Origin of the sequence: Hyphomonas sp. NPDC076881 (assembly GCF_050269995.1) — a bacterium.
GTDB lineage: Bacteria > Pseudomonadota > Alphaproteobacteria > Caulobacterales > Hyphomonadaceae > Hyphomonas.
This window is the reverse complement of record NZ_JBNNJJ010000026.1, coordinates 1-26,019: the sequence shown is the minus strand read 5'-3', so window position 1 is coordinate 26,019 and position 26,019 is coordinate 1. Positions and strand designations below refer to the sequence as shown.

The following is a 26,019-nucleotide window of genomic DNA, read 5'->3' as shown; positions in this document are numbered from 1 at the left end:
TCTGCTCGTCTGAAAATCTGCTCTTGCGCATGTGTCATCCTCTCTAATCGAGAGAGTCTGCAAAATCATGGCCGGAATTCAGGGGGCTGGGTCAAGGCCAACAGCAGGATGAAAACCACATACCAGCTATAGGCCGGAGAAGGCCATGGCGGAGAAGGCGGGGGCGCGCTTCCCGGGTTGGCCATCGATACTGCCGTCTCCAGCTGTGTTTCCGTCACGTTCATCCTCCCAGTGGCTGCCGTTCAAACGGTCTGTTGCCGATTCCAAAAATATATATTAGCTAACTAATTAGTAGTTAGCTATCTAAGCAAATTACAAGCCAGAGTCAAAAATGACCTGGAGGGGATAGGGCCCACTAAAGGAGGAAACGGAATGTTGAAAAGTTCAGGAACACGTATTGCTCTTACGCTTGCGTTGCTGGTTCCGGCTATCGCTGCGCCGGCGTTCGGGCAGGAAGCCGCCGAAGTCGACGCCGAAGTCACCTATGAGACTGTCGTGGTCACCGCGCAGCGCCGCGAGCAGAGCCTGCAGGATGTTCCGGTTGCAGTCTCTGCGTTTACTGCAGAGCAGCTGAAGAACAGCAGTATCGAAACAATTCAAGACCTTGCCTTGCGCACCCCGGGCCTGACGGTCGGGGCGGTTGATCCCATACAGAACAATTTCTCGTTGCGGGGGATCGGCACAGCCGCAGGCATCAGCCAGAATGCCGGCGGCGACGGTTCTGTCGTTGTTTTCGTTGACGGGGTCTATGCCGGCCGCGGAGGTACGCCGGACCTGGATGTACTCGATCTGGAGCGCGTGGAAGTATTGCGCGGCCCCCAGGGAACACTGTTCGGCAAGAATGCCATCGGCGGACTGATCCAGTTTGTCAGCCGCAAACCATCCGCCACGCCATCATTCTTTGCTGAAGGTACGGCCGGTAACTTCAGCAGGTACAATGTCACGCTTCGTGGGAATGTTCCGCTGTCCGACAAGGTTTTTCTCTCGGGCGGACTTGCGCACAAGCAAAGGGATGGCTTCGAGTTCAACGAAACCACTGGCAATGATGTCAATGATCAGGATGTAACAACTGCCCGGATCGCCGCGCGGTTCCTGCCGTCAGAAAACCTGGATATCGTGCTCCGGGCAGACGGAACTTGGCAGGATCAGGCGGGTAATCCCAGAGACAACAATTGCGACGCAACCTTCAATGGCGGGGTGCATTGTGTGGGCGTAAACCCCGATCCGCGCATCGTGAATGCCTATATCGACGGGCAGATTTTCCGGCAGATCAACTCACTCAGCGGAGAGCTGAACTGGACCACGGATTTCGGAACACTTACATCGCTGACTGCTCTGCGCGATGTGAAGTACAAGTTTCGTACGCCTTTTTTCAGCAACCCCATCAACCCGCCAACTCAAATCGAATCGACTGATTTCGGAAGGGAAGAGGCTACCCAGTTCAGCCAGGAACTGCGCTTTGCATTCGAAGCGATGAATGACCGCCTGCAAGGGCAGGTTGGCCTCTACTATCTGGATGAAGATATTGATCGGCTGCAAGGGCAGATCCAGGATTTCCCAGCTCCTGCCCAGCAAGGTACGGCCATCTATCCCCAATCTGTAAATGCCAAGAGCTTTGCCGTGTTCGGCCAGTTTGATTATGCCGTCACCGACACGCTGACAGCAACTGTTGGTGCTCGGATGACATGGGAAGAAAAGGAAGGGCGCTTTGCCGGTATGAAGGTCTCCGGTCCGGGGCTTCCGCCCCCGCTGGGCAGCCTTGATGGATACGACGTTCAGGCATCGGAAAGCTGGGATGCCTTGACGCCTCGTTTCGCGCTCAATTGGCAAGCATCGGATACTGTCATGCTCTACGCCTCGGCCGCCAAGGGCTACAAGAGCGGCGGGTTCCAGGGGCTCTCAGGAACGGCTGCAGGTGCGTCCACTCCTTACGATCCAGAGTTCGCATGGGGCTATGAACTCGGCGCCAAGACCGAGTGGCTGAATCGGCGCCTCACCCTGAACGCGGCCCTCTTCAAGACCGACTATGAAGACCTGCAGATTTCCGAGTTGGTGCCGCTCTGCTGCGTTGTGGTCAGCAATGCGGCCAAGGCAGAAATCCAGGGTTTCGAAGTCGAAATTGTCGGCCGCCTTACAGACAATCTCCGGCTCGATGGCAGCTATTCATGGCTCGACACGGAGTTCGTGGAATACCAGATTCCGGGAACGGATTACACGGGCAACGAACTTCCCCGGTCGCCTTCGGGAAAATACAATCTCGGAGCTCAGTATGAGGCCCCGATCGGTGATTTCCGCCTGCTGGCCAGAGTCGACTATTCCTGGGTGGATGATGCATTCTTCGAGGCATCCAATGTTGCCGCGCAGCTCTGGCCCGAGCATGACAATCTCGATGCCCGCCTCTCGGTTACCCTGCCGGATGATCGCTGGCAGGTATCGCTCTGGGGCAAGAATCTCACCGATGAGCTGGTTCCGACATATGTGACCTATTTTGGCCCATTCCAGCAAACCCTCGTACCGTACAGCCCTCCCAGGACGTACGGCGTCAGCCTCTCCTACACGATGTAAACTGACTTGCGCGCGCGTGGGCAATTTGCCCGGCGCGCCCTCATTTTTTCGGACTTCCATCATGCAAAACCCCGCTTTCCGATATCTTTGCACCTACCGCGCTGATCTGAACGAGCCTCAGCAGATGATCGGCAAGGCACATTTCGGCCGCCGCATGATCGCCGTGCTCACCGGGGGCGTGGTTGAAGGAGAGCGCCTCCGGGGCCGGATAGTTCCGGGAGGTGGCGATTGGGCAACCATTGACGACAATGAAACCCTGCGTCTCGATGCCCGCGTCACTATGGAAACCCATGACGGCGCACTCATCTATGTGTCCTATCGCGGCGTGCTCCGGCCGATGAGCAAAGTGAGAGAATACTCCGTGCGCGGCGGACCGGCCAATGATGCCGAGCGGGCGCAGGTATATTTCCGGACAGTGCCGATCTTTGAAACCGGTGATGAGCGATATGCCTGGCTGAACAATATCGTGGCTGTCGGTCTTGGCGATTCAATTGGCGGCGCCGTCCGCTACAACGTATTCGAGGTGCTGTAAGAATGCGTCCTTTCAAGGCGGTGACCGCAATAGCGGCGCCGCTGCCTATTGCCCATATCGATACCGATCAGATACTTCCGGCGCGGTTCATGAAAACGTTGACGCGGGAGGGGCTGGGCCGCCGCCTGTTCCATGACTGGCGGTATGATGCGGGCGGCGGCGAGCGAGGGGACTTCGTGCTTAACGAGCCCCCCTGGCGCGCGGCGGAAATCCTCGTCGCCCGGGAGAATTTCGGCTGCGGTTCTTCCCGGGAACATGCAGTCTGGGCATTGGACGATTTCGGCTTCCGGGCAATCATCGCGCCCACTTTCGGGACAATCTTTGCGACCAATTGCGTCAAGAACGGTATTTTGCCTGTCACTCTGCCAGGGGCGATCTGCGACGGGCTGATGGCGGCCTTATCTGAAGGGAAGAGCACGTTGGTGCGTGTGGACCTTGAGGAATGCATGGTAACCGGCCCAGACGGTCAAACCCATTCCTTCGATGTGCGGCAGGACTTCCGCGATATTCTTCTGGCGGGGCTTGATGATATTTCCCGTACACTGAAGCATTCAGATGCTCTTTCGGAGTTCGAATCGAACCGCAAGGTGTAAGCGGGGCCCGCCGCTTCATAGGAGTGTCCGGAAATCCGTGATCTGACCGGTTATGGCAGCGGCCGCCGCCATGGCCGGGCTCATCAGATGTGTGCGTCCGGCTGGGCCCTGCCGGTTTTCAAAGTTTCGATTTGACGTCGATGCGCACCGCTCGCCGGGGCTCAACCGGTCGGAGTTCATCGCGGCACACATGGAACAGCCTGGCTGGCGCCACTCAAATCCGGCATCCATAAAAACCCGGTCGAGCCCCTCGGTTTCTGCTGCCTGGCGGACAAGACCTGACCCCGGGACCACAATGGCCTTCACGCGCCCGCAAACTTTCCGGCCCTTCAGGATGACGGCCGCCGCCCGCAAGTCTTCGATGCGGCCATTGGTGCAGGACCCGATGAACACTCTGTCAATTTCCGTGCCCGCGATGGGCGCGCCAGGCGACAGTTGCATATAGCCGAGGGCGCGTTCCATCACCGCCCGCACTCTGGGATCGGTCTGATCATGAGGGTCTGGGATTTGCGCGTCAATGGCAATACTTTGCGCTGGATTGATGCCCCAGGAGACGACGGGGCCAACCTCTGAGGCATTCAGCGTAACCGTCCGATCAAAGAGGGCGTCTTCATCTGTGTGGAGCGTCCTCCAACCCGGCAGGTGCGCCGCCCAGGCATCCGCCGGCATTCGCTGTTTCAGATAGGCGAACGTTGTTTCATCCGGCGCGATCACGCCCGCACGCGCCCCTGCTTCAATGCTCATATTGCAGAGCGTCATGCGCCCTTCCATGGAGAGGGCAGAGATCGCTTCGCCGCTATATTCGATCACATGATCTGTCCCCCCATCCACGCCCAGAACAGAAATGAGCTTGAGGGCCAGATCCTTGGCCGTAATGCCCTCCTGCAGGCGACCGTTGACGATGATCCGCAGATTTTTGGATTTCCGTTGCCGGATGGCCTGGGTTGCCATGACATGCTCGATTTCGGAGGTTCCGATCCCGAAGGCCAGCGCGCCAAATGCGCCGTGCGTTGATGTGTGGCTGTCTCCACACACGATGGTCATGCCCGGCAAGGTTCGCCCGAGTTCAGGCCCCACGACATGCACGATCCCATTGCGCAGATCTCCCAGCGTGTAGTGCTCAACGCCGAATTCCGCGCTGTTGCGGGACAGTGCCTCGATCTGCAGGCGCGACGCGGCGTCCTCAATTCCGGGAATTCCCAGTTCCTGCCCGAGCGTGGGCACGCAATGGTCCGCCATCGCCAGCGTCAGGTCTGGCCGGCGCAGCGGGCGCGCCATGGCTTTCAGGCGGGAGAAGGCTTGAGGAGACGTCACCTCATGCAGCATGTGCAGATCAATGTAGAGAATCGCTTCGCCATTGTCCTCGGCAACAAGGTGCGCATCCCACAGTTTTTCATACAGAGTTCGCGGCCGGGCAGGGGATGTGTTGCCTGTCATGAGAGGCTCCGGTCAGATATTTTGAAGGTTAGATAGCTAACTTATTGGCTCCGGCCGGTTTGGCAACCCGAAGCGGCGGAGCCAGGCAGATGAATTGATTTGCGGACCATTTTGAATTAGCTATCTATGTAAATGAGCCCTGATCCCCTTAGGCAAATAACAGGGCAGGAGGAACAAATGGCTGAGCAACGTCCGTTCGAGTTCAAAGGTGTAAACCACCTCGCGCTGGTGTGTCGCGACATGAAGAAAACGGTTGAGTTTTACCGCGATACGCTGGGCATGCCCCTCATCAAGACGATCAATCTGCCCAATAATTCAGGCCAGCATTTTTTCTTTGATTGCGGCAATGGCGATTGCATTGCCTTTTTCTGGTTCCCGGATGCGCCAAAGGCCGTGCCGGGAATTTCGGCGCCGTCTACCCTGCCGACACGCGGAAGCTTTGTCTCTGCGCACGGATCAATGAACCATATCGCGCTGAACGTTCCGGCTGAAAAGTTTGACGAATACTATCAGCGCCTGATCGAGCGCGGGGTCGATGTCACACCTATCCTCAATCACGACAATTCGCCGATGCAGGTCAGCGCTGAAGTGACTGAAGATGTGTTCGTGCGGTCGGTCTACTTCTTCGACCCCGATGGCGTTTGTCTGGAATTTGCGGCCTGGACCAGGACATTCGACGAGAGTGATGTCGCCCACGAGCCCATCTCGGTTGAGGAGGTCTGACGTTCAAGCCGCACAGAGGCGGATCAGGGCGGCGGGGCGGGTGTCTGGATCAGCCGGTCTTCTGATTCGAGATTCTGGTTCACCTTGGTCAGCAGACGCCGCAGCTCGGATTTTTCCTTTGCGGTTAGCCCCTTTGTGGCGAGTTCATTGACCTCTTCAACCAGAGGCATGAGCTTTGCCTTTAGGGCCTTGGCCTTGGGCGTAAGAAAGATGTTGATCTTGCGTCCGTCTTCGGTGCTCTGCTTTCGGGTGATCAGACCGGCCTTTTCCAGACGTTTGACGGCAATCACGGTGGTCGGCTCGCGCATGCTTACCCGTCGGCTGAGTTCACGCTGACTTATACCGTCCTCGATCCACAGCACCCGCAGGAAATGCCATTGTGAAGCCGTTACACCATATTCGGAGGTGCGCGCTTCCAGCGCGCGGGAGACTGACCGGAAGGATTTCCGCACGAGATAGCCAAGACTGTTGCTCCATTCGGAGTAAGGGCTTTCAGTGCCGGCTCTTTTTGTCATACGAAATGCGCTCCTGTTTATTCCTGAACTATATGGATGGTGCGCGTTTCAAGGCAAGCACCGGTTGCCGGGCGGGACGGGGATAGTTGAAGAAAGTTAGCTGAAAAAAGGTTAGATAGCTATGCAAATCTCCTGAGATTTGCTACCGCTCGAAATCAGAAGAAACAGCCCCCGGGGCATGTTTCCTGTACAGACAATTGGAGGACCGCCCGAATGACCGATACAGGCCGGATTGAGGATACAGTCGACAGCCGTTTCGTCAGCAGTGAATCGCCCACATCTCCCAGGATCATGGCGGGAGGGCATCCCTGCCAAGGGATTTACTGGACCCCCAAAGGCACCCCGAATCCGCGCGTGGCATTCATCGCCACCCATTACAATGTCGACTTCAGCGAACACTATTTCGCCGCCTATCTTGCCTCTCGGGGGTATGGTTTTCTCGGCTGGAATACACGCTATCGCGGCGCCGAGGATATGTTCCTTCTGGAACATGCGCTGGTGGACATCAGTGTGGGGGTCAAATGGCTGCGCGAGGTGGCAGGCGTCGAGACAGTTGTGCTCTTCGGAAACTCCGGCGGCGGTTCGCTGATGGCGGCCTATCAGGCTGAGGCGACCCGCTCCACGCTTTCCGGAAAACTGAAAGGTGCCGGCGCTGAGCGTCTGGCCGCTCTGCCGCCGGCGGATTTCTATGTTTCCAGCAACGCCCATATCGGCCGCCCGGAAGTGATGACTGACTGGATGGATGCTTCGGTGACGGATGAATGGGACCCCGTCGCAACGGATCCGTCGCTTGATCCGTTCAATCCTGACAATGGCCCGCCCTATTCGCCTGAATTTGTTACCCGCTACCGCGCCGCCCAGCGCGCCCGCAATCAGCGCATCACCGATTGGGTGAAGGCTGAGCTTGCCCGTCTTAATGCTGCGGGAATTCCAGACCGTATCTTTCCGCTCTTCCGCATGTGGGGCGACTTGCGCTGCATGGATCCCTCCCTGGACCCCTCCGATCGCAAACCGCGCTGGTGTTATCGTGGCGATCCCGTGATTGCCAACAAAAGCCCGAGTATTGGCCGCGCGTCGATGCTGACCAGTTGGCTTTCCATGTGGTCTCTGGAAACTTCGGATTGCCAGGGAGAACCGCATCTTAAAAAGCTGACAGTGCCTTCTCTGGTTATTCAGGGTGCGGCAGATACCGGTGTTTTTCCGAGTGATGCGGCCCGTATTCACAATGCCATCGGCGCGTCCGACAAGCAGTTGCAGATGCTTCCCGGTGCGCATTATTTCGAAGAATCTGCGCAGCATCGGCATGACGCAGCCGATGTTGTGTCAAGCTGGCTTCAGGCGCGGATCTAAGCATGGGCACACAGCCTCAGAGGATCGCCATCGTCGGCGGCGGTGCCATGGGATCGGTTTTTTCCGGGCTTTTCGCTGCTGCTGGCCATCAGCCGGTAGTTGTAAGCCGTCCGGGGGCGCACATTGAGGCCATCGCTGCCAGTGGCCTGCGCCTGGAGGGGGCGAGTGGTGACCGGACAGTTCAGGTGCGGGCGCTCACGGCGCCGCCCAATGAGGTGTTCGATCTCATTATTCTGGCGATGAAGGCCACCCAGGTGGGCGGCGCCCTCCATGGGCTGGCCCCAATGGCCGGCCCCCAAACTGTTATCCTTACGATGCAGAATGGACTGGGCTCCGCAGATATGGTGGCGGAATTTTTCGGGGCAGAGAAGGTGGCCGTAGGGATTGCAGCGGGCTTTGGTGCGTCGGTGGTATCCCCCGGCCATGCGCGCCACGCCGGAATGGGGGCCATTCAGATCGGGGCCTATGGAAGCCTTTGTACTGACCGGATTTCCGAGATTGCAGAGCTTTGGCGTAGCGCCGGATTTAATGCCGAAGTGGCTGATGATATCGTCAGTATACAGTGGGAAAAATTGATTTGTAATACTTCTTTCAGCGCGCCCTGTGCGATTTCCGGCCTTACGGTTGGTGAAGCGCTGGCGGATCCGGCCCTGGGTGAGGTTTGCATTGCTGCGGGCCTCGAAGCCTGGGAGATTGCGCGCGCCGCCGGTGTGGCGCTCAAGGTAAGTGATCCCGAGGCCCATATTCGTGCCTTTGCCCAGCGCGTCGCTTCGGCAAAGCCATCCCTGTTGCAGGATTTGGAGGCAGGCCGCCAGACAGAAGTTGACTATATCAACGGCGCCGTTCCCCGTGAGGCGGCCAGGATCGGCCTTGCGGCGCCGGTGAATGCCGTGCTGACGGCGCTGGTGAAATCCTTCGAAGGCCGCCGGGGCGGCGCCTGATTAGCGCCTTTCAGCCCGAGATCTGATCAATATAGGGACGAAGTTCCGGCTTGGCCTCCAACCCAAATCCAGGCTGCTGGGGTACTTCGATCATTCCCTCCGTGATGGGAAGACCGGGCAGGTAGCCTCCGAAAGGCTGGAACACCGCTGGATACGCCTCGCAGCCGCCAAGGTTCAGCCCGGCGACTATGTGTAGGTTCAGCAGGTGCCCGCCATGCGGAAAGGCCATCGCCCGGCAGAAACCGGAGGCCTCCATCAGGGCAATCATCCCGGCATATTCGTTCAGCCCATAGCTTAGGCCGGCATCCATTTGGAAAATATCGATGCCGGGCCGCATGCCGCCATGGCGCAAAAGATTGCGCACATCCGGAATGGAGAACAGGTTTTCGCCCGTAGCTACGGGCCCCTGATATGCGTCAATCACTTGTCGGTTGAGATCATAGTCCAGTGGATCTCCCGCCTCCTCATACCAGCGCAGCTGATAGCGTTTCAGCCGTTCGCCCAGAGAGATCGCGTCCTCCAGGCCAAACCGCCCATTGGCATCGACGCTAATACACCTTCCGGAACCTGCCTGCTCTATGGCTGTTTCGAGCCGGGCGATATCTTCCTTTAACGGAACACCGCCTACTTTCATCTTGAACTGCGTAAAGCCCATATCCTGATAAGCTTTCAGTTCGTCGCGCAGCCTGTCTGCGCCGCCCTCGGGATAATAATAACCGCCAGCTGCATATACGCTGACCTTGTCGGCCGGTGTCTTCCCGAATGCCTTGGCAATGGTATTGGCTGCGGGTTGATCCTCAAGCTTGGCGAGCAGATCCCAGGCGGCGAGTTCAATTGCCGCAATAGCAGAGGCCCGGTCACCATGGCCGCCGGGCTTCTCATCTTTCATGAGAACTTTGGCTAGCGCCCCCGGAGAGAGGCACCCATCCACGCCGAGATATGTCTCGGCCGGGGCGGAGGCAACGCGCGGAATGAGCCGCTCGCGGATGATCCCGGATTGCGCAAAGCGGCCAATGGAATTGAACGCAAAGCCTGTTACCGGCCGCCCATGACGCATGACATCGCTGACCACCGCCACCAGTGACACCGTATGCCGGGAGAAATCCACCACAGCATTGGCGATATTGCCCGACAGGCGCACCGGCATTTCCCGGATTTCTACAATCTTCATCTGACTCCCCCGGCATCGGCGCGAACAAGGCTTGTATGGGCTAAAATAAGTAGCTAGCTAAGTGATATATGTCCATGCTTCTTCTTTGAGATAATGCGCGGGAGGATAAAATGTCGGCCGTGAGAATACTTGTTTTGGCGGGGAGCGCGCGGGACGGCTCGTTCAACCAGCGCCTGGCTGACTGCGCCGCCACGCTCGCCAGCGCGCAGGGGGCGGAGGTCACTTCCGTCCGGCTGGAAGACTTTGATCTTCCGATATATTCCCACAGGCTGGAGACAACGGACTTCCCCGAAAGCGCCCGTCGCCTGAAGGCTCTCTTTGTTGAGCATGACGCAATCCTGATGGCATCGCCGGAGTATAATGGATCGGTCAGTGGGCTGCTCAAAAATGCCATAGACTGGGTCTCTCGGCCGACCGATGGGGAAGGGCCGCTCGTGCTGAGCGCGTTCCGGGGCAAGGTTGCGGGCATTCTGTCTGCCTCTCCGGGTCCGTATGGGGGCTTGCGGGGACTGATGCATCTGCGTCAGATCCTCGGTACGGTCCAGATGCTCGTTGTTCCGGAACAGGCGGCCGTGCCCTTCGCCGATCGCGCTTTTGACGGCGCCGCGCTGGTTGATCCGGTCGCGGCCCAGATTTTACCATTGCTGGTGCAGCGCGTCATCAAGACTGCAGGATCGCTCAAATGACGATCAAGGCGTCTCCCTCCGTCCATTCCGGCAACCGTTTCCGCCTGCCACCGGGTTACGCGCCGTTCATGACATCCTTGCTTCTCTCAATTTTTATGTGCGCGTTCGTTTCCTTGGTTTCCACGATAAAAAGCGAGGGCATCACGTCAGGTCTTCTCGGCGGCTGGCTCAGTGCCTGGTTGATCAGCTGGCTCCTTGCCTTTCCGGTCGTCCTCGTCGTAATGCCCATCGTCCGCCGTCTCGTTCGCCTCATCTGCCGTCCGGTCTGACGGCTCCGGCGTGGGCGAGAGGCCTGCCGGAATGATGTGAGTACCAACAATATGATTGAGATTGGACCGATGGCTCTGGCAGCAGATCGCTTGATGGGCATCTTGCTTGTCTGGCTGTTTCTGGTGGGCGCCGGTGTCCTTGGGCGGCGTTGGGGCAAGGATCTCGAGCGGCTCTCGTGGAGCGCGGTGATAATTGGCGTGCTGGCCGCGCGCCTGGTTTTCGTGGCCCAGAATTATCCGGCCTATTTGGCAGAACCCTGGTCAATCCTTGCTGTCTGGCAGGGAGGCTTCATCGCATGGGCCGGGGTTCTGGCCGCAGCCGGTGTGATATTGGCTGGAGGCAAGGGGCAGCGCTCTGCGGTTATTCTCGCCGCAGGCGCGGGCCTTCTTTTCGCGGTTTTTCAAGCAGCGAGTTTTGCGCTGGAGACGCGCGAAAAAACACCCTTTCCGATGGATGTGCAAATCGAAACTCTTGAGCAAACACCGCTGCAACTCGAAAGCCTTGCGGGAAGGCCCTTCGTGGTGAACCTCTGGGCCAGTTGGTGTGGGCCTTGCCGGAGGGAAATGCCAATGCTTGTTGACGTGGCTGAAGGATCAGCAGTCCCGGTATTGCTCATCAATCAGGGCGAGGACGCATCTGTCATTCGCAAATTCCTGGAGAGGGAGGGCATCCGGTCCGGCATGATCCTGCTCGATCCTAATCAATCGCTGTCTGCTGCTGTTGGATCGCGTGCCTTGCCTGCAACTCTTTTTATCGGCGCCGATGGAATGATCCATAAAACCCATGTCGGCGAGATATCCCGAGCGGCGCTGTTGAACGGCATCCGGGAAATCGAAAGCGCGGGTAAATGAATCCGGGATCAGGGCTGCTCCCCACCTGTCCAGGAAAGCCGGACATAGAGCAGCCCCCCATCGGTATCGTAAGGGGCATTGCGGGAGTATATCAGCCCCTTTGATTTCTGCAGGCCGGCTTCATCCGGATAGGTGTTGAACAGATTTTCCGCGCCGACACGCAGACGCCACTGATCACTCAGCGCGTAGCTGATCGCAACATCGGCAAATGTCTTTGCCCCGAACCTCTGCAGGCTGAGATTTTCGTCATCGGCATAATCCGACCAGGATCCGCTCAACCGTACACGCCCTTCCAGCCGCCAGGCGCCGCTGTCAAAGCTGGCGGTTGCCTGGGCCGAATGGGCCGGAAGGAATTCCTCAAACCGGCGCAGCCGGACAGGATTGTCCTGGAGGGAGCCATTCAGAACCTTGATCGTATTGTAGGTGTAGGAGGCCTTGATGGAAACTTCACCGTTGGAGACGAGATGGCTGAACTGGGCCATCAGATCCAGTCCTTGCGTCCGGGTACGGAAGTCATTCTGGAAAAACGTAACTTCAGTGATGCTTTCCCCGCCCGGCACGCCCAGTGCCGTCAGCCGCGCGCGCTCGCCTGGGGTAAGTTCGTAGGTATCAGACTGCGTGAAACGGTCATCGATCTCAATCTGGTAAGCATCCAGAGACAGGAACAGTTTATCGGCCGGAGAGAAGACGAAGCCCGCTGACAGGTTCTCCGACATTTCCGGACGCAAAGGCGCGATAGATACATCCGGCCGGGCGTTCAGAATGGCCGCCACCGGACCGGTTGGCGAGAAGCGGCCCTGAGTGAACACGTCGAGCGTCAGCGCGCTGACCCCCTGCGAGGTGCGCTCCCCAAATATCTGGCCGGGCGTTGGCGGACGGAAGCCGGTTGAGACCGTGGCGCGCAAGGCCGCTCCGTGACCCAGCGCATAGCGTGCCGAGACCTTGCCGGTGATGGCCTCGCCAAAGCCGGAATAATCTTCATACCGGGCGGCCATTCCCAGTTTCAGGCGCGGGGTAAGGTTCGATTCAATGTCGGCATAGACAGCATGGCTTTCCTGATCGAAATCTCCCGCCTGAAGCGGCGTATAGCCGGGAAACCCGTTGGAGCCGGAAGTAAGCCCATCCACCGCGCCGGCGCCAATGGCATAAGACGCCGGATCACCGGCGCGGATAGTATAGATTTCGCGGCGATACTCCGCGCCATAGGCAAGGGATAAAGGCAGGCTCCCGTCAAGGCTCTGACGAAGATCGGAATTCACCGTATACTCTGTCTGCTGAAGGCCTCCGGTATTGAATGCGGTCGGGCTTTCCGGCCCCATGGACGCATTGATGGTGTCGAAGAGGAAATAGTCGATACGGTTGCGCCCGAAGCCGGCGCTGATATCGAAATCCAGACGATCACCCGTATGGCGATAGCCGGAGAAAAGGGCGCCGTCCCGGTAGTCCTGCCCGAATTGCGGGGTAAAACCGTTGGGATACACGTCCGCCAGACTGAAATCTTCGAAGGCATCCGTGGGGCCGTAAAGGCTGGCAGTTTCCGGGTGGCGCCAGTTGAAATCTGACAACCCGGCCCCCTGATTATAGTTCCCTTGCGCGTAAATCTCGCCGCCAGTGTCCAGAGTGTAGGCGAAACTCATCAAACTGCGGGCGTCCTCCCGTTCCGGCTGTCCCCAGCGCTGAACGGGATTGCGCAATGTGACTTCCGGATGCTCCTGCTGCCAGGCAAGGGCGTCTTCTCTCTGGCGGGCGCGAGACGTTGGCGCGGCATGGCTATATTCGCCGGTGAGGCGCCACCGGGCGCGATGCGTCTCCGCGCCCCAGGCAACTCCCAGGCGATATTGATCTCCATCACCATCCTGGTATTGACTATGCTGTGTGAAGATATCAATTCCGGGTTCGTCGCGGGTGATGATATTGATGATCCCCGCAATGGCATCTGCGCCATACTGGGCGGAGGCGCCATCCTTGAGGATTTCGATCCGCTGGATCGCGCTGGCGGGGATCTGTGCCAGATCCGGCGCCTGCGCGCCCTCCGGTCCAAGCAAAGCGGATTTGTGGCGCCGTTTCCCATTGATTAGGACGAGCGTGTGGTCCGGCGCAAGATTGCGCAGCCGCGAGGGGCGCACATAAACATTGCCATCGCTGAGCGGCAGGCGCTGAGCGGTGAAGGAGGGCACGAGTTGCGCGAGAATGTCGATGACATCGTCTGAAGCGGGCGCCATGATCTCCTGCCCGGGAAGAACTTCGATCGGAGCCATGCTCTCGCTGAACAGCGGGAGGGTGCGCGACCCGGTTACCACGACAGGGTCAAATATCCGCAGGCTGTCCTGCAGGGGGGGCAATCTGAGGGGCGCAACCGGCGTGGTCGTCAGCGGGGCAGGGCGGGTGGCGCGCGGGGCATCTGCCTCTATCACCCATACGCCTTTGGTGCGGGACTTGTAGCGCAGCCCTGAGCCTTCCAGAAGTATGGTGAGCGCTTCCTCGACATCGCCAGCGCCGGTGATCCGGGGCGCCTGCCGCGCGCTAAGGTCTGGCGCATTGGCGATGATCACAAAGCCGGTCTCGGCTGCGAGTTGGTTGAGAGCGTCCGCCAACGGTTGGGCATCGACATTGATACCGCCGGGAGCCGCCAGGGCAGGCCCAGCAGCCAAGCAACTCAATGCGAAAGCCGCCAGGCTGCGGGGCATCGTCCTCTCCGGCGGCTGCGCCGCGCGCTTCACGCTGCTTTCAAGCGGCCAGCCATGACAGCAGAATGACAATGGCCGGCCATGGCTGCATTTGCCCTGAGAGTGACGCCGGGCTGCAACACCTCCGCCGGCTCAGGTCAGGACCGGAAAGCCTCGACGGTTTCCACCAGCGCGGCGGCAAGGCGGCTGCAATCGTCAGCGGAATTGTAAAGAGCCGGGGTGATGCGCACACAGGCCCCGCGCGCCAGACCGGTGCGGTGCGTTGTAAAAATGCTGTGCCGGTCAATCAGATGCTCGACGATTGCCTGGTTCGCGCTTGTGCCGGCATGTCCCGCCAATCGGAAGGAAGTGATCCCCGCATGCAGGCGCGGATCATCTGCGGTCAGGATGTCCAGTCCGGTAACGGCGCGAACCTCCCGCACCCAAAGGTTCCGCAAATGGGCCAGGCGAGCTGCCTTGTTTTCCGGTCCGGTCTCCAGATGGAAATCCAGGGCGTCGCCAAGAGTAAGGAAGGTGGCAAAGTTGGTTGTGCCGGTATGAACCCGGTTCTGAATGCCTCCGATGCCCTCGGGCAATTCGGAAATGTCCGGTGATATGGCCTCAAGCCGGTTGCGGCGGATGTACATCAGCCCCGCGCCAAGTGGCGCGCCCATCCATTTGTGCAGATTGAACCCGGCAAAATCGGCGCCAAGGTCATCGACGGTAAAGGCGGTCTGGCCCCAGGAATGGGCGGCATCGACGATGCAATCGACCCCGCGCTCGCGCGCCAGCGCGATGATTTCTTTGACGGGTACCTTCAACCCGTTGCGATGGCTGATATGCGTGAGCAGGAGAAGCTTCACATCCGGATTCGCATCGAGCGCGGCTTCATAGAACGCCAGAATTTCATCAAACGCCGCCGGCTCTGGGGCTTTCAGGCGGATAACGCGGCATTGATTACGCAGGGCAAGGGATTCCATCGCGGTCTGTATGGAGTCGTAATCAATATCGGCATACATCACAGCATCGCCGGGCCGCAGCCGGTTGTATCCTCGCAGGATTGCCTGCAGCGCTTCGGTGGCCCCGCGGGTAAAAACGATCTCGTCTTCGCCGGCGCCAAGAAAAGCAGCCAGACGGGCGCGAATAGGTTCGATGTCCTTGTAGAACTGGCGCCGCGCATACCAGGAGTTTTGCCGGTTTACATAGTCCGTATGGCGCTTGAACGCCTCCAGCACGGGGCGCGCCATCAGGCCCCAGTATCCATTCTCGAAATTGATGACCTCATTGGTCACTTCATACTGAGCCGCAATTCTGGCCCAATAGGCCTCGTCTTCTGGGCGAACCGGTGAGGTGTCCAGCGGGAGGGTGGCTCCGGTTCCGGAAACGGCCCCAAGGGCAGCCGCGCCGGCGGCTGCCCCCTTCAGGACCATGCGTCGTGTGATCGTCATGGTTTCAGATTACCTCAGAAGCGGATGTCGGTCCGGATATAGTATTGCCCGCCATCAGTATCATAGGGCGCATTGCGGGAGTAGATCAGCCCGCGATTTGCCTGATAGGTGGCTTCATCCGGATAGGAGTCGAAGAGGTTCTCTGCGCCAATCCGGACACTGACGGCTTCCGTCACCTGCCAGGTCGCGCCGATATCCATCAGCACCATCGAGCCGAAATCCTGATAGACAACCCCGTTGGCATTGTCCGAGAAGTCCCGCCACTCGCCATAATAGCGCAGGCGTCCAAACACTTCCCAATTACCCAGCGAGTAGGTGGCTTGAACATTGCCGGTGCTGCCGGGAATGCCTTTTTCAAAGCGGGCAGCTGTGTCCGGATTGGTAGCAAGGCTGCCGGCACGCACTTCTGTTTTGTTGTAGTTATAGGCGCCGGTCAGGTTGAGGTTTCCTGGGCCCACATTACGGCCCCAGGAAAGCACAAGGTCCAAGCCCTGGGTGCGGGTGTCAAAGTCGTTCTGATAGAAGTAGGCCGAAGTGATACTCTCTCCGCTGGGCACGCCGAGCGCAATGAGTTGCGCGCGTTCGTCATCTGTCAGTCTGTAGGTGGCGGAGGTGCCCAGGCGGTTATCCACGTCGATCTGGTAGGCATCCAGCGTTGCCGTGAGACCGAAGCCCGAATTCCAGGCAAGGCCCAGCGACAGGTTCTGGGATTCTTCAGGCTCGAGCGGCTCAATCGTAACACCGGCGCGCGCGCTGATGATCTCGGCAATCGGGCCCTGCGGGCTGTAGCGGCCATTGGTGAACACGTTGAGCGTGGTCGTGTCGAGCCCCTGCGTGATCCGCTCACTGAACAGCTGGGCAGGCGTCGGCGCGCGGAAGCCCGTGGACGCCGTTGCGCGCAGGGCAAGGCCATCGGCCAGTTCAAAGCGGGTCGAAAGCTTGCCGTCAACATTGTCGCCGAAGACCGAGAAGTCTTCGTATCGCAGCGCGGCACCTACGGTCCAGCGGCTGGTGACCGGGGCTTCAAGATCGACATATGCGGCATAGCTTTCCTGGTCCCAGCTCCCGGCCTGGGCCGGGCTGAATCCCGGGAAGCCGTTGGAGCCCGACGGGAAGCCTTCTGCAGCCAGCGGACCGACAGCGTAGGAGGCATATTCGCCGGCCGAGATTTCATACTTCTCCAAGCGCCGCTCGGCGCCAAAGGCGATGTTGAGATCGTCTGCGAGGAAGTCGAGCGCCACCGGATAAACGAAATCGGCGTTCAGGTTGAATTCGGTCTGGCGCAGATTGCCGATGTCGAAGCTGGTGGGGCTTGCCGAGCCGAGCGATGCGTTGATCGAGTCATACATGAAGTACTCGATGTCGTTCAGGCCATAGCTGGCGCTGAAGTCGTAGGAGAAGCCTTCCGCATTGGTGCTGCGATAACCGCCGGTCAGCGAGAAGTCTTCGTCGTCCTGGCCAAATTTCGGGGTGAAGCCCGCCGGGAAAATCTCGGTGAGGTCATAGTCCGGATCCACCGTACTGTTGCCATAGGTGTTAGTAGTCAGCGGGTTGCGCCAGTTGAAATCCGATACGCCCGACCCCCAGCCATGGGTGCCGAAAACATACAGCTCGCTCGCGTCGAACTGATAAGCGCCATTCATGGCGAAGCGGAATGCCTGACGCTCCGCCTGACCCCAGTTCTGGACCGGGTTGGGAACTTTCAGATCAGGAAACTGCGCCTGCAGCTGTTCCGCATCCGGACGTTGACGGCTGCGGGAAGTGGGCTGCGCATCGGTGTATTCGCCCGAAAGGTTGAAGTAGCCCCGGTCAAACGCAAAGCCCTGCTGAGCGCCCAGGCGATATTGCTCGCCATCACCTTCGTAATATTCGCCCGCCTGGGCAAAGGCGCGGGTGCCCGGCTTGTCTTCCAGGATGATGTTGATCACACCGGCAATCGCGTCAGAGCCGTATTGTGCCGATGCCCCGTCGCGCAGCACCTCGATGCGTTTGATCGCATAGGACGGGATTTGCGCCAGGTCGGCTGCCTGCGCGCCGTTGGAGCCGAGCAGGGCTGAACGGTGAAAGCGCTTGCCATTCACGAGTACCAGCGTGTGGTCTGCAGAGAGGGCGCGCAAAGAGGCAGGGCGCACAAACACCTGGCCATCGGCCATCGGAAGACGCTTCACATTGAAAGATGGCACGAGTTGAGCCAGCGTATCCATCACCTCGTCCGAGACGGTGAGATTGATCGCGTCGCCGGAGATCACATCCACCGGCGCAAGGCTGTCAAACGCCGTACGCGGCGCGCCGCGCGTGCCGGTCACGATCACGGCATCCTGAACATAGGCTTCGGTCGGCTGAGCCGTTTCATCAGCCTCCTGCGCAATGGCGGGCAGGGCGCAGCCAAGCGCGATGCCGGATGTCACCAGCAAAAGGGCCGCGCGAAGAGAAAACGTGTTGGTCATCGGGTTCCCCGGAAAAAGACTTGAGAGATCCTGACTATTCGGGCCAGAGATCCGTCCGCACAAAAGGTGTGGACGCCGGGAAGACAGATGAGGGAGGCGGGAATTTCAGGCCGGAGCCAAACTTCACAAAAGGTTCACCGCTTTCACGGAACCGTCATCTTCTGGGTTATTCGGGTACGGAATAAATGTGAATTTCCGATGACGTATAGTCGATATCGAGCGGATAGGCTTCGTCGAGCCCCGCCAGCATGGTCTCGATCTGATTGACCGAAAAGCTCATGGTGAGGCGCAGATCGCCAAGGGTTTGATCCGCAAGCGTGATCGGCCGCGCGCTGTAGCGGTTCACGTCGCCGATGATGTCGCTGAGGCGCGCGTCCACATAATAGAGCTGGCCGCGGCGCCATGGTGCCGACCGCGCCGCATCAAAGGGTGCGCTTGCGTCAAAACCCTTGCCCGTGCGGTAGATAACCTGAAGTCCGCCGGTAAGGGAGACAGCCGGGAAGCCCTGCGCCCCGGTAACCGCCACATGCCCTTCTTCGACACTGATGATGGTTTCCGCCGGGCGCCGGCGTATATCGAACTGCGTGCCCAGAACCTTGACCTGAACCTCGCCCGCGCGAACGTCCAGCGGGCGTTCCGGTGCCCGGGCAATGTCGAAATAGGCGTTGCCCTCCACCAGGGTGAGCGACCGCTGATCGCGCGTGAAGCGCCCCTTGACCTCCGAGCCCGCGTCCAGCGTCAGCCGGCTTCCATCCGAAAGATCGAAGGTCCGGATCTCGCCGATTGTGGTGGCAAGATAAATATCTTCGGAGGGCACCGTCTGCATCAGCGGGGTAACAAAGATAAGGGCGACGCCGCAGGCCGCAGCGGCCAATAGACCGGTTAACAGGCGCCGGCGTGGGCGCGAGGGCGAAGCCGGCCGGCCCGCACGGGGGGCGGCCATTCTTGCCGGGGCTGAAAGAATATCTTCAACGCCGTCAATCTCGGCAATCGCTAACCAGCCAGCCTGCAGCGTTTCCAGCGCCCGGCGATGGTCCGGAGAGGCGGCCAGCCAAAGCTCCAGTTTTTTGTCTTTATCCGGAGTGTGCTCTTCGGCAAGCAGGTATGCCATCCAGGCGCGCGCCTCTGCCTCGACCCCGGAGGGGGGCGGCGCAGTCTTATCCGGAGGGGGCAAGGCAGAAGTCATGGGTTACCGGAAGTCTAGGGGCGGAGTGCCTGCTGAATGGTTTCCAGGGCGCGGGTAAGCTGACGGGAAATGTCAGCCTCACTCCAGCCGGTGGCGGCGCGGATCTGGGCGTAGGTTTCACCATGAAACCGGCTGCGCAGGATGATTTCCCTTTGCTTGGGCGGCAGCGCCTTCAGAACATCGGCCAGCGCTATGATTGCCTGTTTTCCCATGAAGACAATTTCGGGAGAATTTTCTTCCAGCTCCGCATCAGGAAATTGAGTTTTTTCCAATTCCGCATGGGCCCGGGCGCGTTTTTCCCGGCTGCGGGCATTCAGGGTCAGGTTGATGGCTGTCCGGAAGAGGAAAGCGCGCGGGGAATGGATCCGGGAGAAATCGTCCAGCCGGGCGATCTGTTCAAACGCCGTCTGCGCCATATCCTCAGGGTCCGGCGGACCGGCGCCATAGAGCTTGCGCAGACGGCCCACCAGTTCGCCGAAATGGTTGCTGTAAAGATCCTTCAGGAAGGCATTGCGTAGGGATGCGCGCTCCCCCTCACTTCGCGGGAGCGAAGAAGCAGGCAGGGCTTCGCCGTTTGAAGCCGGGTCAGCTGAGGCGCCGGGGAGCATGCCCCGCGCCATCGGCTGTCTGCGCGCGGCTGTCAAGCCGGGCAGGTTGACCGCAGGCGGCGCGCCCTCAGTGCGACAGAAGCAGCGGAAGCTTCACATCCCGGAGCATGCTGCGGGTCATGCCGCCAAACAGGGCCTGCTGCAGCCGCGCATGACGGTATCCGCCCAGAACGATCATGTCCGCATTCTTGTCCATGGCCACCTGCAGGATGACCTCATGCGCAGAGCGCCCGAGGCTGCCTTCGTTGCGCAGCGTCACCTTGTGCCCGTGCCGGGCAAGATGCGCGGCAATGTCGAGGCCCGGCGCGTCCCCATGGTCCAGGCTTCCGGCCTTGGCGTCCACCGTCACCACGGTGATCTCGGCGCCCTCTTCGGCCACCAGCAAGGCATCGTGCACCGCGCGGGCCGCCTCCCGGCTCGCGTCCCAGCCAACCACCATCCGTTTGCCGACCGGGCCGGATTTCCACTCCACGGGCGCAACCATCACAGGCCGGCCGGACCCCAGCAGCGCCGCCTCGATCATCTGGGCGTGGGGCTGAAGAATGTCTTTTGCCGGTGCACGGATGATTGTGAGATCGGCATGCCGCGCAATGGTGGCGACCAGGGATTCCAGATTGGTGCCATAGGTCCGGTGGCGGCGCAGTTCACAGCGCAAGTCTTTCTTGTCCAGGGTCTTCTGAAGGTCGGCCCAGAACCGGTCGATCAGCTCTTTGTCCTGATTGAGCTGCTCCACATAGGCCGCGCCCATGCCGAATTCGTTATAGAGGATCGGGGCCGGCATGATGCCGATGGCGGAGCAGGCGACATGCGCGCCCGTCTTGGCGGCCAGCGCCTGCGCAAGGTCCAGCGCGCCCGCGTCTTCCTGAGCGCTCGCAACGCAGATGGCAATGTCTTTCAGCTGCATGATGTCCGTCCTCCCTGGCAAACCATAGCGTGGTCAAATAGATACATTGTAAGCGGCCGGCGCCCCAGATCCGGTTCAGATCAGAAAAGAAATCCGGACAAGGATTACGCACCACCTGTCAGCCCAGTGAGCAACAAAAACCCCAAGGGTAGTATAAGTAGAATTACGGGTGCGGCGTGGCACCGCCGGAATCTCCGGCCCCGGGGCTGAAACGCTGGACTCAGTGATCTCCGCAATGGCCGTGCGAGAATGGCCGTGCGAGGCCTTGTGAAGGTTGACCTGATTCGGCGCGAAACTGAGTTGCGTGCTATAATTTCAACTCCGGCGATCCCCGCTGTGATTCGTAGTGCTTGGATGGATTGATAAGATAGAGGGTGCACTTTGACTGACGAGTTTGACGAGGCTGGTGCACATTTTTCCCGCCGAACAGATAAGACCATACTTGGAGGTCGATTTCCTGGCGACTTGGGCGAGCCCATGCGCATCATGTCTAAGGTTGTGGATGTGCAGCCTGCCTTCGAGTTTGCTACCATTAAAGGTCAGATCGTCCTGCGCGAAACGCCTGCCGGTCGCCATGCCATCAAGGCTACCTTCTTCGAATCTGATCGAAGAATTACCGTGTTGACGATTCAAAAGTTCAACGCAGTTTCTGGCGCAAGTGAAAAATTCTCGTTCTCTTTTGTCGGCTCTGAAATCCGAGAACTTAAGGAGTTTTTGGCCGGGGTCGAAACAGTGGGTGTTGACGACCCTCGGAAGCGACATATTCCGGATGAAGAACTGCACGAAATTGTTTTAAATCGCGCACAGATCAACAGGTTAGTTTCGAATGATGAAAGCTTAGTGATTGATATTCTGAAGAATACGAATCTTCGGCGTGATGTTGTCGCAGTGCGGTATCGGCAAGATCAATTGAGCATCTTTGAGAGATTGCTTTCTGAAGAAGAATTTTTCCAACAAAAGATGGTGCATCACAAGGCGGATAAACCCGAGCGGCTATGGCAGAAGTTCTTTGAACTGAACACTTGGATTTTTGGGTATGGTCTTTCATATCAGTTTTTGAGCGGGCTAGACAAAAAGAAGCTGGAACAAGCCGTAAGCGGCTACGACCTTAGCGGTCCCGGGAAAGTGGTTGATGCTGTAATGAAGACCCGCGGAATCGTGAATTCACTGTGCTTCGTCGAAGTAAAAACTCATGACACTGATTTGTTGAGCACGGACACTAAACGATCCGGCGTCTGGCATCCAAGCTCAAAGCTTACAGCCTCGGTCGCTCAAATTCACGTCACTGTTCAGTCTGCGTTGGAGACATTGCAGGAAATTGTCAGGCCGAAAGAGAAGAACGGTGATCCGACAGGGGAGCAGCTATTCAACATAGCGCCAAAGTCGTTTCTGGTTGTCGGCAGTCTTTCTCAATTTCAAACTGAACATGGAACGAATGTAGAGAAATTTAAATCGTTCGAACTTTACCGCCGAAATTTGAATGCGCCTGAAATCATCACGTTCGATGAGCTTTTTGAGCGCGCTAGATTCATAGTGAGTCAGAGCAAATGACTGCCATCGTTTTGCACTAAGCGGCCTTTGATCTTTCCGGGCAACTTCCGGTCCTTCAGAATCGTTGCCCTTGGCCTTGTCATTCTGAGAGTGGTTCGAATAGGTGTTCCAAGTGGTCTCGTAGTTTTAGGGGACTAGGTGGATCGTGGACATACGCATCGTATGGGCTAAGTCGGCAACCCAAGTCGAACGGCGCGGGAAGGTGGTAGCTGGCTTCGAACTTATCGACGCGGCAGATTCATTGCGTTCAGGAATCGATTGGGGACTCAATCGCCCAAACCTGCTGCAACAACTGGAAAAATGGTGCCCGGGGGCGGAATCGAACCACCGACACGCGGATTTTCAATCCGCTGCTCTACCCCTGAGCTACCCGGGCGGGCCGAACGGGGAAGCGGCTACTTAACGAAGCGCGCGGGCCTTGTCTACGCACAAATCAGTGGGATTCTGTATCATCTTCAGCGGGGCGTCCGCTGGCGGCTTCCTCGGCATCTTCCGAAGGCCGCCCGGCGATCACATAGCTGCCGGTCAGCCAGTGGCCGAGGTCGGCGTCCGCGCAGCGTTTGGAGCAGAAGGGGCGGTATTCGGCTGCCACGGTCTGCTTGCGGCAGCGCGCGCAGAGGGGCTTTTTCTGGTCGGGGGTCGCAGGCTTGCTCATGGGGTGGGGAATAGCTCAAACCCGGCCTTGCCGTGAACCCCGATAGACAGCCGCGCCCCATATTTCGCGCTCAGCAGGGCCGGCGCGTCGAGCCCGCTTGCCGCCAGCCAGTCATGGGCCATCTGGGGCAGGGCCAGGGTCAGGCGCGCCATCCGCGCCTGCTGCGCGGCCTTCTCCAGCTCGCGCAGGCCCTCCAGCGCCACCGTTTCCGGCGTCGGCGCTCCCGCTGCGTCCAGCATCCGCTCGGCCAGCGGGGTGATCCACCAGTCGGCGGCGATTTCCATCAGCCCCAGCGCCGAAGGCGCCAGCGCCTTCGCCTGCCGGCTGGTCAGACCTTCCCAAACTTCCGCAAAAGTGGCGCGGATCTTCGCGGCCCCATCTCCCGCAATCGGGCTTATGCAGTCGAGCACCACGAGCCCGCCCAGGCCCCGCAGCAGGATCTGCCGGGCCAGGTCGCCTGCCGCCTCGCGGTTGAGGGAAAGGGCGCGCGCCCCGGCGCTGCCTTTCAGGGCCCGGCCTGCCGAATCGATGTCGGCCGCCGTCAGCGCGCGTGTCCGCTCGATATGCATCTGCCCTCCACCGGGCAGGGTCACTTCCGGGCGAAGGGCATCCTCGAAGGCGGCGCTGACTATCGTGTCGCCGGGGGGCACGTCCTCCACCGGCGCGGCGCTCCCACCCTTCAGATGGGCCCGCCAGGCATCGGCGCTGGAGATTGCGAGGCCAGCGCCCGGCGCCGCCAGCTTCACCCGGGCGAGCTTCCCGGCCCGCGCTTCAGCGACGACCTCGACCGTCACCGGCGTGCCCTCGCTTGGTATCAAAGTGTCCGGATTTGTCCGGATTTGTCCATTCTTTGTCCGAAGGAATGCGCTCATTGTCCCGGCAAGGGTAATGAAAGTCCCGCCTGCACCGGGTTCTGTCTTGCCGATGCGGCCTTCCAGCCGCGCCCCGAGCGCTGCAGTGTTCGAGGCGCGCTCAAGGTAAAGCGCAGCGGGCCTGCACCCCGAATCAAGCGCCAGCCAGCGGGTCTCGCCCACTGTCTGCTCGCGCAGGATGCGGGCAATCGCCATGCCTCAGAAAATCTGCTTCAGCAGCGCAGCTGTTACAGGATCAGCGGCCTTGTCAGGGGTTTTCAGCACCGCCTTGATGCGTCCGGCCATGGTCTTGCCGCGCTCCACGCCCCACTGGTCGAAGGGGTTCAATCCCCACAGCTTGCCGGCGAAATAGGTGCGGTGTTCGTACAGCGCTATCAGCGCCCCGAAGGCCTCCGGGCCGAAACCGGCATGGGAGAGCAGTGTGGAGGGCCGCCCGCCGGCATGCACTTTCTGTGCGGATACGGCCTCGCTTATCCCCGGCTCTTCAGCGCGTACTTCCTCTAGGCTGCGGCCATTGGCGAGCACTTCGGCCTGCGCCAGCGCATGAGCGGTCAGCGCGTCCAGTCCTTCAGAGTCGCGGTCAAAGTCCGGCGCCAGAATGAATTCGCACGGCACATCCTGCGATCCCTGGTGCAGCCATTGGTGATAGGAGTGCTGGCCTACTGACCCTTCGCCGCCCCAGAGGGCAGGCGCGGTGGGTGGGGAGACCGCATTGCCTTCAGAATCAACGGATTTTCCGTTCGACTCCATCTCCAGCTGCTGCAGATAAGTCGGCAACAGGCGCAGGCGGTTGGCATAGGCCAGCAGCACCCGCATCGGCTTCTCGCGGATGGAGGTGTTCCAGAAATCCAGCAGTGCCAGGCGCATTGCGGCATTCGATTCGAGCGGCGCCGCGCGCACATGCTCGTCCATCTCGTTGGCACCATTGAGAATTTTCCGGAAGGTCTCAGGTCCCAGGTAGATCATGCAGGCCAGCGACGCGGCCGACCAAAGCGAGAATCGCCCGCCCACGGAGATCGGCATATCGAACGTGTAGGCGTCACGCCCGCCCAGCCAGGCTTTGGCCTTCTCCGGATTGGCAGTCACCAGGGCGAGGTGGCGGGCAGCCTCATCGCCCAGCTTCTCCTCCAACCAGGCGCGCGCACGGCCTAGATTATAGAGTGTTTCTTCGGTGCCGAAGGATTTGGACACCCCGATCACCAGCGTGGACAGGGGATCAAGCCCAGCCATCGCCCGGTCCAGATCATAGGGATCCACATTAGCGGCAAACCGCAACTCGATCGACGGGTGCGCAAGATCCTCGAATGCGTCGGCAATCAGGCGCGGCCCGAAATCCGATCCGCCGATACCAATGTGAAGGACAGCCGTAAACGCCTCACCATGCGCGGTGCGGATTTCGCCGGTCTGGATTTTCCCTGCAAATTCAAGCGCCGGCAGAACGCTCTGGCGAATGGTTTCGGCTTCTCCCGTCAGGCGCGCCGGGGCGCGCAAAGCCCAGTGCAGGGCAGGGCGGCCTTCCGAGGGGTTCACGATGGCGCCGCCGAAAAGATCTTCGCCCGCCTTTACCAAGGCTGCGTCGGCGCCGTGTTGGAGCAGGCTGGCCTCTGCCGAGGCATCCAGAAAGTGCCGCGCAAGGCTGATTTTCCAGCCTGCCGCTTCGAGCGGCTGATCCCCTGCGCGCGTTGTCGCGAGCAGCTTCAGAGGCTGCAGCCTCAGGCGGGCGGCATGGTCTTGGAGTTCACTGCGCATTCGGTCCTCAATTCCGTAAAGTCAGACCGTGCGCTTATCGGCCGGGGCGTTTGGCTTCGCAAGGCCTGCAAATGTGCAGCTTTGCCCCGTAAAACCCCGCTTGAAACCCGTGTCACACATGGGTATTAGGCGCCGCTTGAAGGCCATGTGGCCGGAGATCAATCTAGGTTGAACCTGTCCGGCGGGCCGGACGACACCAATTATAGGAGAGGCCCGATGGGCAAGGCAAAGTTTGAGCGTACGAAGCCGCACGTGAACATTGGCACGATTGGCCACGTTGACCACGGCAAGACGACGCT

Annotated in this window: 23 protein-coding genes and 1 tRNA gene; 11 read left to right on the top strand and 13 right to left on the bottom strand. The window is 59.6% G+C overall.

The window, feature by feature from the left end:
* Nucleotides 1-372 precede the first annotated feature (372 nt).
* The 3 genes from ACQKI2_RS18185 to leuD all read left to right on the top strand — a co-directional run bounded on the left by ACQKI2_RS18185 (nucleotide 373) and on the right by leuD (nucleotide 3,690).
* Nucleotides 373-2,565 (top strand): TonB-dependent receptor, encoded by a 2,193-nt coding sequence (locus ACQKI2_RS18185; protein WP_427381038.1) that lies wholly within the window; start codon nucleotides 373-375, stop codon nucleotides 2,563-2,565.
* Nucleotides 2,566-2,626: 61 nt separating this feature from the next.
* Nucleotides 2,627-3,097 (top strand): DUF3237 domain-containing protein, encoded by a 471-nt coding sequence (locus ACQKI2_RS18180; RefSeq protein ID WP_427381037.1) that lies wholly within the window; start codon nucleotides 2,627-2,629, stop codon nucleotides 3,095-3,097.
* A gap of 2 nt (nucleotides 3,098-3,099) precedes the next feature.
* Nucleotides 3,100-3,690 carry a 3-isopropylmalate dehydratase small subunit gene (gene leuD / locus ACQKI2_RS18175; protein WP_427381036.1) on the top strand — a complete coding sequence of 197 codons (591 nt, stop codon included), beginning with the start codon at nucleotides 3,100-3,102 and terminating at the stop codon, nucleotides 3,688-3,690.
* A 15-nt stretch (nucleotides 3,691-3,705) separates the two neighbouring features.
* Here leuD and leuC read toward each other — a convergent pair whose 3' ends face one another.
* Nucleotides 3,706-5,127 carry a 3-isopropylmalate dehydratase large subunit gene (leuC, locus tag ACQKI2_RS18170; RefSeq protein ID WP_427381035.1) on the bottom strand — a complete coding sequence of 474 codons (1,422 nt, stop codon included), beginning with the start codon at nucleotides 5,125-5,127 and terminating at the stop codon, nucleotides 3,706-3,708.
* Nucleotides 5,128-5,304: 177 nt separating this feature from the next.
* Here leuC and ACQKI2_RS18165 point away from each other — a divergent pair, with 177 nt between their 5' ends.
* A complete protein-coding gene (locus ACQKI2_RS18165; RefSeq protein WP_427381034.1) occupies nucleotides 5,305-5,850 on the top strand; it encodes a VOC family protein in 546 nt (181 codons plus the stop codon).
* 23 nt (nucleotides 5,851-5,873) lie between these two features.
* On the opposite strand, the gene ACQKI2_RS18160 is transcribed toward ACQKI2_RS18165, so the two are convergent.
* Nucleotides 5,874-6,365, bottom strand: a complete 492-nt coding sequence (locus ACQKI2_RS18160) for a MarR family winged helix-turn-helix transcriptional regulator (RefSeq protein WP_427381032.1) — start codon at nucleotides 6,363-6,365, stop codon at nucleotides 5,874-5,876.
* Between the two features lie 213 nt (nucleotides 6,366-6,578).
* Here ACQKI2_RS18160 and ACQKI2_RS18155 point away from each other — a divergent pair, with 213 nt between their 5' ends.
* Nucleotides 6,579-7,715, top strand: a complete 1,137-nt coding sequence (locus ACQKI2_RS18155) for an alpha/beta hydrolase (RefSeq protein ID WP_427381031.1) — start codon at nucleotides 6,579-6,581, stop codon at nucleotides 7,713-7,715.
* A gap of 2 nt (nucleotides 7,716-7,717) precedes the next feature.
* On the top strand, nucleotides 7,718-8,656 hold the full coding sequence (locus tag ACQKI2_RS18150; RefSeq protein WP_427381030.1) for a ketopantoate reductase family protein: 939 nt from the start codon (nucleotides 7,718-7,720) through the stop codon (nucleotides 8,654-8,656).
* A 10-nt stretch (nucleotides 8,657-8,666) separates the two neighbouring features.
* Here ACQKI2_RS18150 and ACQKI2_RS18145 read toward each other — a convergent pair whose 3' ends face one another.
* A complete protein-coding gene (locus ACQKI2_RS18145; RefSeq protein ID WP_427381029.1) occupies nucleotides 8,667-9,827 on the bottom strand; it encodes an enolase C-terminal domain-like protein in 1,161 nt (386 codons plus the stop codon).
* A 110-nt stretch (nucleotides 9,828-9,937) separates the two neighbouring features.
* On the opposite strand from ACQKI2_RS18145, the gene ACQKI2_RS18140 reads away from it, so the two are divergent.
* From ACQKI2_RS18140 to ACQKI2_RS18130, 3 genes are read left to right on the top strand one after another with little or no spacing between them, the layout of a single operon-like run.
* Nucleotides 9,938-10,513, top strand: a complete 576-nt coding sequence (locus ACQKI2_RS18140; RefSeq protein ID WP_427381028.1) for an NADPH-dependent FMN reductase — start codon at nucleotides 9,938-9,940, stop codon at nucleotides 10,511-10,513.
* Entirely contained in the window at nucleotides 10,510-10,782 is a 273-nt protein-coding gene (locus ACQKI2_RS18135; RefSeq protein ID WP_427381027.1) for a DUF2798 domain-containing protein, read from the top strand. The genes ACQKI2_RS18140 and ACQKI2_RS18135 overlap by 4 nt, the downstream gene beginning before the upstream one ends.
* A 51-nt stretch (nucleotides 10,783-10,833) precedes the next feature.
* A complete protein-coding gene (locus ACQKI2_RS18130) occupies nucleotides 10,834-11,634 on the top strand; it encodes a prolipoprotein diacylglyceryl transferase family protein (protein ID WP_427381026.1) in 801 nt (266 codons plus the stop codon).
* 8 nt (nucleotides 11,635-11,642) lie between these two features.
* Here the strand turns inward: ACQKI2_RS18130 and ACQKI2_RS18125 are convergent, their stop codons facing one another.
* The 6 genes from ACQKI2_RS18125 to ACQKI2_RS18100 form a co-directional block, all read right to left on the bottom strand.
* Nucleotides 11,643-14,321 (bottom strand): TonB-dependent receptor domain-containing protein, encoded by a 2,679-nt coding sequence (locus tag ACQKI2_RS18125; RefSeq protein ID WP_427381025.1) that lies wholly within the window; start codon nucleotides 14,319-14,321, stop codon nucleotides 11,643-11,645.
* 137 nt (nucleotides 14,322-14,458) lie between these two features.
* Nucleotides 14,459-15,748: an aminotransferase class V-fold PLP-dependent enzyme gene (locus ACQKI2_RS18120; protein ID WP_427381024.1), complete on the bottom strand. Its 1,290-nt coding sequence runs from the start codon at nucleotides 15,746-15,748 to the stop codon at nucleotides 14,459-14,461.
* A 14-nt stretch (nucleotides 15,749-15,762) separates the two neighbouring features.
* Nucleotides 15,763-18,195: a TonB-dependent receptor plug domain-containing protein gene (locus ACQKI2_RS18115; protein WP_427381023.1), complete on the bottom strand. Its 2,433-nt coding sequence runs from the start codon at nucleotides 18,193-18,195 to the stop codon at nucleotides 15,763-15,765.
* Between the two features lie 166 nt (nucleotides 18,196-18,361).
* Entirely contained in the window at nucleotides 18,362-19,381 is a 1,020-nt protein-coding gene (locus tag ACQKI2_RS18110) for a FecR family protein (RefSeq protein WP_427381022.1), read from the bottom strand.
* Nucleotides 19,382-19,395: 14 nt separating this feature from the next.
* Nucleotides 19,396-20,001, bottom strand: coding sequence for an RNA polymerase sigma factor (locus ACQKI2_RS18105; RefSeq protein WP_427381021.1), 606 nt, complete (start codon nucleotides 19,999-20,001; stop codon nucleotides 19,396-19,398).
* A 55-nt stretch (nucleotides 20,002-20,056) separates the two neighbouring features.
* Entirely contained in the window at nucleotides 20,057-20,893 is an 837-nt protein-coding gene (locus ACQKI2_RS18100) for a universal stress protein (protein WP_427381020.1), read from the bottom strand.
* A 381-nt stretch (nucleotides 20,894-21,274) separates the two neighbouring features.
* Here ACQKI2_RS18100 and ACQKI2_RS18095 point away from each other — a divergent pair, with 381 nt between their 5' ends.
* On the top strand, nucleotides 21,275-22,444 hold the full coding sequence (locus tag ACQKI2_RS18095; RefSeq protein ID WP_427381019.1) for a Shedu immune nuclease family protein: 1,170 nt from the start codon (nucleotides 21,275-21,277) through the stop codon (nucleotides 22,442-22,444).
* 301 nt (nucleotides 22,445-22,745) lie between these two features.
* On the opposite strand, the gene ACQKI2_RS18090 is transcribed toward ACQKI2_RS18095, so the two are convergent.
* The 4 genes from ACQKI2_RS18090 to ACQKI2_RS18075 form a co-directional block, all read right to left on the bottom strand.
* Nucleotides 22,746-22,820 (bottom strand) — tRNA-Phe (locus ACQKI2_RS18090).
* Nucleotides 22,821-22,877: 57 nt separating this feature from the next.
* Nucleotides 22,878-23,099 (bottom strand): DNA gyrase inhibitor YacG, encoded by a 222-nt coding sequence (locus ACQKI2_RS18085; RefSeq protein WP_035602757.1) that lies wholly within the window; start codon nucleotides 23,097-23,099, stop codon nucleotides 22,878-22,880.
* Nucleotides 23,096-24,166: a ribonuclease E/G gene (locus tag ACQKI2_RS18080; protein WP_427381018.1), complete on the bottom strand. Its 1,071-nt coding sequence runs from the start codon at nucleotides 24,164-24,166 to the stop codon at nucleotides 23,096-23,098. The genes ACQKI2_RS18085 and ACQKI2_RS18080 overlap by 4 nt, the downstream gene beginning before the upstream one ends.
* A gap of 3 nt (nucleotides 24,167-24,169) precedes the next feature.
* Nucleotides 24,170-25,720, bottom strand: a complete 1,551-nt coding sequence (locus tag ACQKI2_RS18075) for a glucose-6-phosphate isomerase (protein ID WP_427381017.1) — start codon at nucleotides 25,718-25,720, stop codon at nucleotides 24,170-24,172.
* A gap of 216 nt (nucleotides 25,721-25,936) precedes the next feature.
* On the opposite strand from ACQKI2_RS18075, the gene ACQKI2_RS18070 reads away from it, so the two are divergent.
* On the top strand, nucleotides 25,937-26,019 hold an 83-nt coding region (locus ACQKI2_RS18070), incomplete at its 3' end, for a GTP-binding protein (RefSeq protein WP_236910097.1).

What these genes read in the sequence shown, in the direction of transcription:
- ACQKI2_RS18185 (WP_427381038.1), top strand. Translation starts at nt 373, where the DNA reads ATGTTGAAAAGTTCAGGAACACGTATTGCTCTTACGCTTGCGTTGCTG.
- ACQKI2_RS18180 (WP_427381037.1), top strand. Translation starts at nt 2,627, where the DNA reads ATGCAAAACCCCGCTTTCCGATATCTTTGCACCTACCGCGCTGATCTG.
- leuD (WP_427381036.1), top strand. Translation starts at nt 3,100, where the DNA reads ATGCGTCCTTTCAAGGCGGTGACCGCAATAGCGGCGCCGCTGCCTATT.
- leuC (WP_427381035.1), bottom strand. Translation starts at nt 5,127, where the DNA reads ATGACAGGCAACACATCCCCTGCCCGGCCGCGAACTCTGTATGAAAAA.
- ACQKI2_RS18165 (WP_427381034.1), top strand. Translation starts at nt 5,305, where the DNA reads ATGGCTGAGCAACGTCCGTTCGAGTTCAAAGGTGTAAACCACCTCGCG.
- ACQKI2_RS18160 (WP_427381032.1), bottom strand. Translation starts at nt 6,365, where the DNA reads ATGACAAAAAGAGCCGGCACTGAAAGCCCTTACTCCGAATGGAGCAAC.
- ACQKI2_RS18155 (WP_427381031.1), top strand. Translation starts at nt 6,579, where the DNA reads ATGACCGATACAGGCCGGATTGAGGATACAGTCGACAGCCGTTTCGTC.
- ACQKI2_RS18150 (WP_427381030.1), top strand. Translation starts at nt 7,718, where the DNA reads ATGGGCACACAGCCTCAGAGGATCGCCATCGTCGGCGGCGGTGCCATG.
- ACQKI2_RS18145 (WP_427381029.1), bottom strand. Translation starts at nt 9,827, where the DNA reads ATGAAGATTGTAGAAATCCGGGAAATGCCGGTGCGCCTGTCGGGCAAT.
- ACQKI2_RS18140 (WP_427381028.1), top strand. Translation starts at nt 9,938, where the DNA reads ATGTCGGCCGTGAGAATACTTGTTTTGGCGGGGAGCGCGCGGGACGGC.
- ACQKI2_RS18135 (WP_427381027.1), top strand. Translation starts at nt 10,510, where the DNA reads ATGACGATCAAGGCGTCTCCCTCCGTCCATTCCGGCAACCGTTTCCGC.
- ACQKI2_RS18130 (WP_427381026.1), top strand. Translation starts at nt 10,834, where the DNA reads ATGATTGAGATTGGACCGATGGCTCTGGCAGCAGATCGCTTGATGGGC.
- ACQKI2_RS18125 (WP_427381025.1), bottom strand. Translation starts at nt 14,321, where the DNA reads ATGCCCCGCAGCCTGGCGGCTTTCGCATTGAGTTGCTTGGCTGCTGGG.
- ACQKI2_RS18120 (WP_427381024.1), bottom strand. Translation starts at nt 15,748, where the DNA reads ATGACGATCACACGACGCATGGTCCTGAAGGGGGCAGCCGCCGGCGCG.
- ACQKI2_RS18115 (WP_427381023.1), bottom strand. Translation starts at nt 18,195, where the DNA reads ATGACCAACACGTTTTCTCTTCGCGCGGCCCTTTTGCTGGTGACATCC.
- ACQKI2_RS18110 (WP_427381022.1), bottom strand. Translation starts at nt 19,381, where the DNA reads ATGACTTCTGCCTTGCCCCCTCCGGATAAGACTGCGCCGCCCCCCTCC.
- ACQKI2_RS18105 (WP_427381021.1), bottom strand. Translation starts at nt 20,001, where the DNA reads ATGGCGCGGGGCATGCTCCCCGGCGCCTCAGCTGACCCGGCTTCAAAC.
- ACQKI2_RS18100 (WP_427381020.1), bottom strand. Translation starts at nt 20,893, where the DNA reads ATGCAGCTGAAAGACATTGCCATCTGCGTTGCGAGCGCTCAGGAAGAC.
- ACQKI2_RS18085 (WP_035602757.1), bottom strand. Translation starts at nt 23,099, where the DNA reads ATGAGCAAGCCTGCGACCCCCGACCAGAAAAAGCCCCTCTGCGCGCGC.
- ACQKI2_RS18080 (WP_427381018.1), bottom strand. Translation starts at nt 24,166, where the DNA reads ATGGCGATTGCCCGCATCCTGCGCGAGCAGACAGTGGGCGAGACCCGC.
- ACQKI2_RS18075 (WP_427381017.1), bottom strand. Translation starts at nt 25,720, where the DNA reads ATGCGCAGTGAACTCCAAGACCATGCCGCCCGCCTGAGGCTGCAGCCT.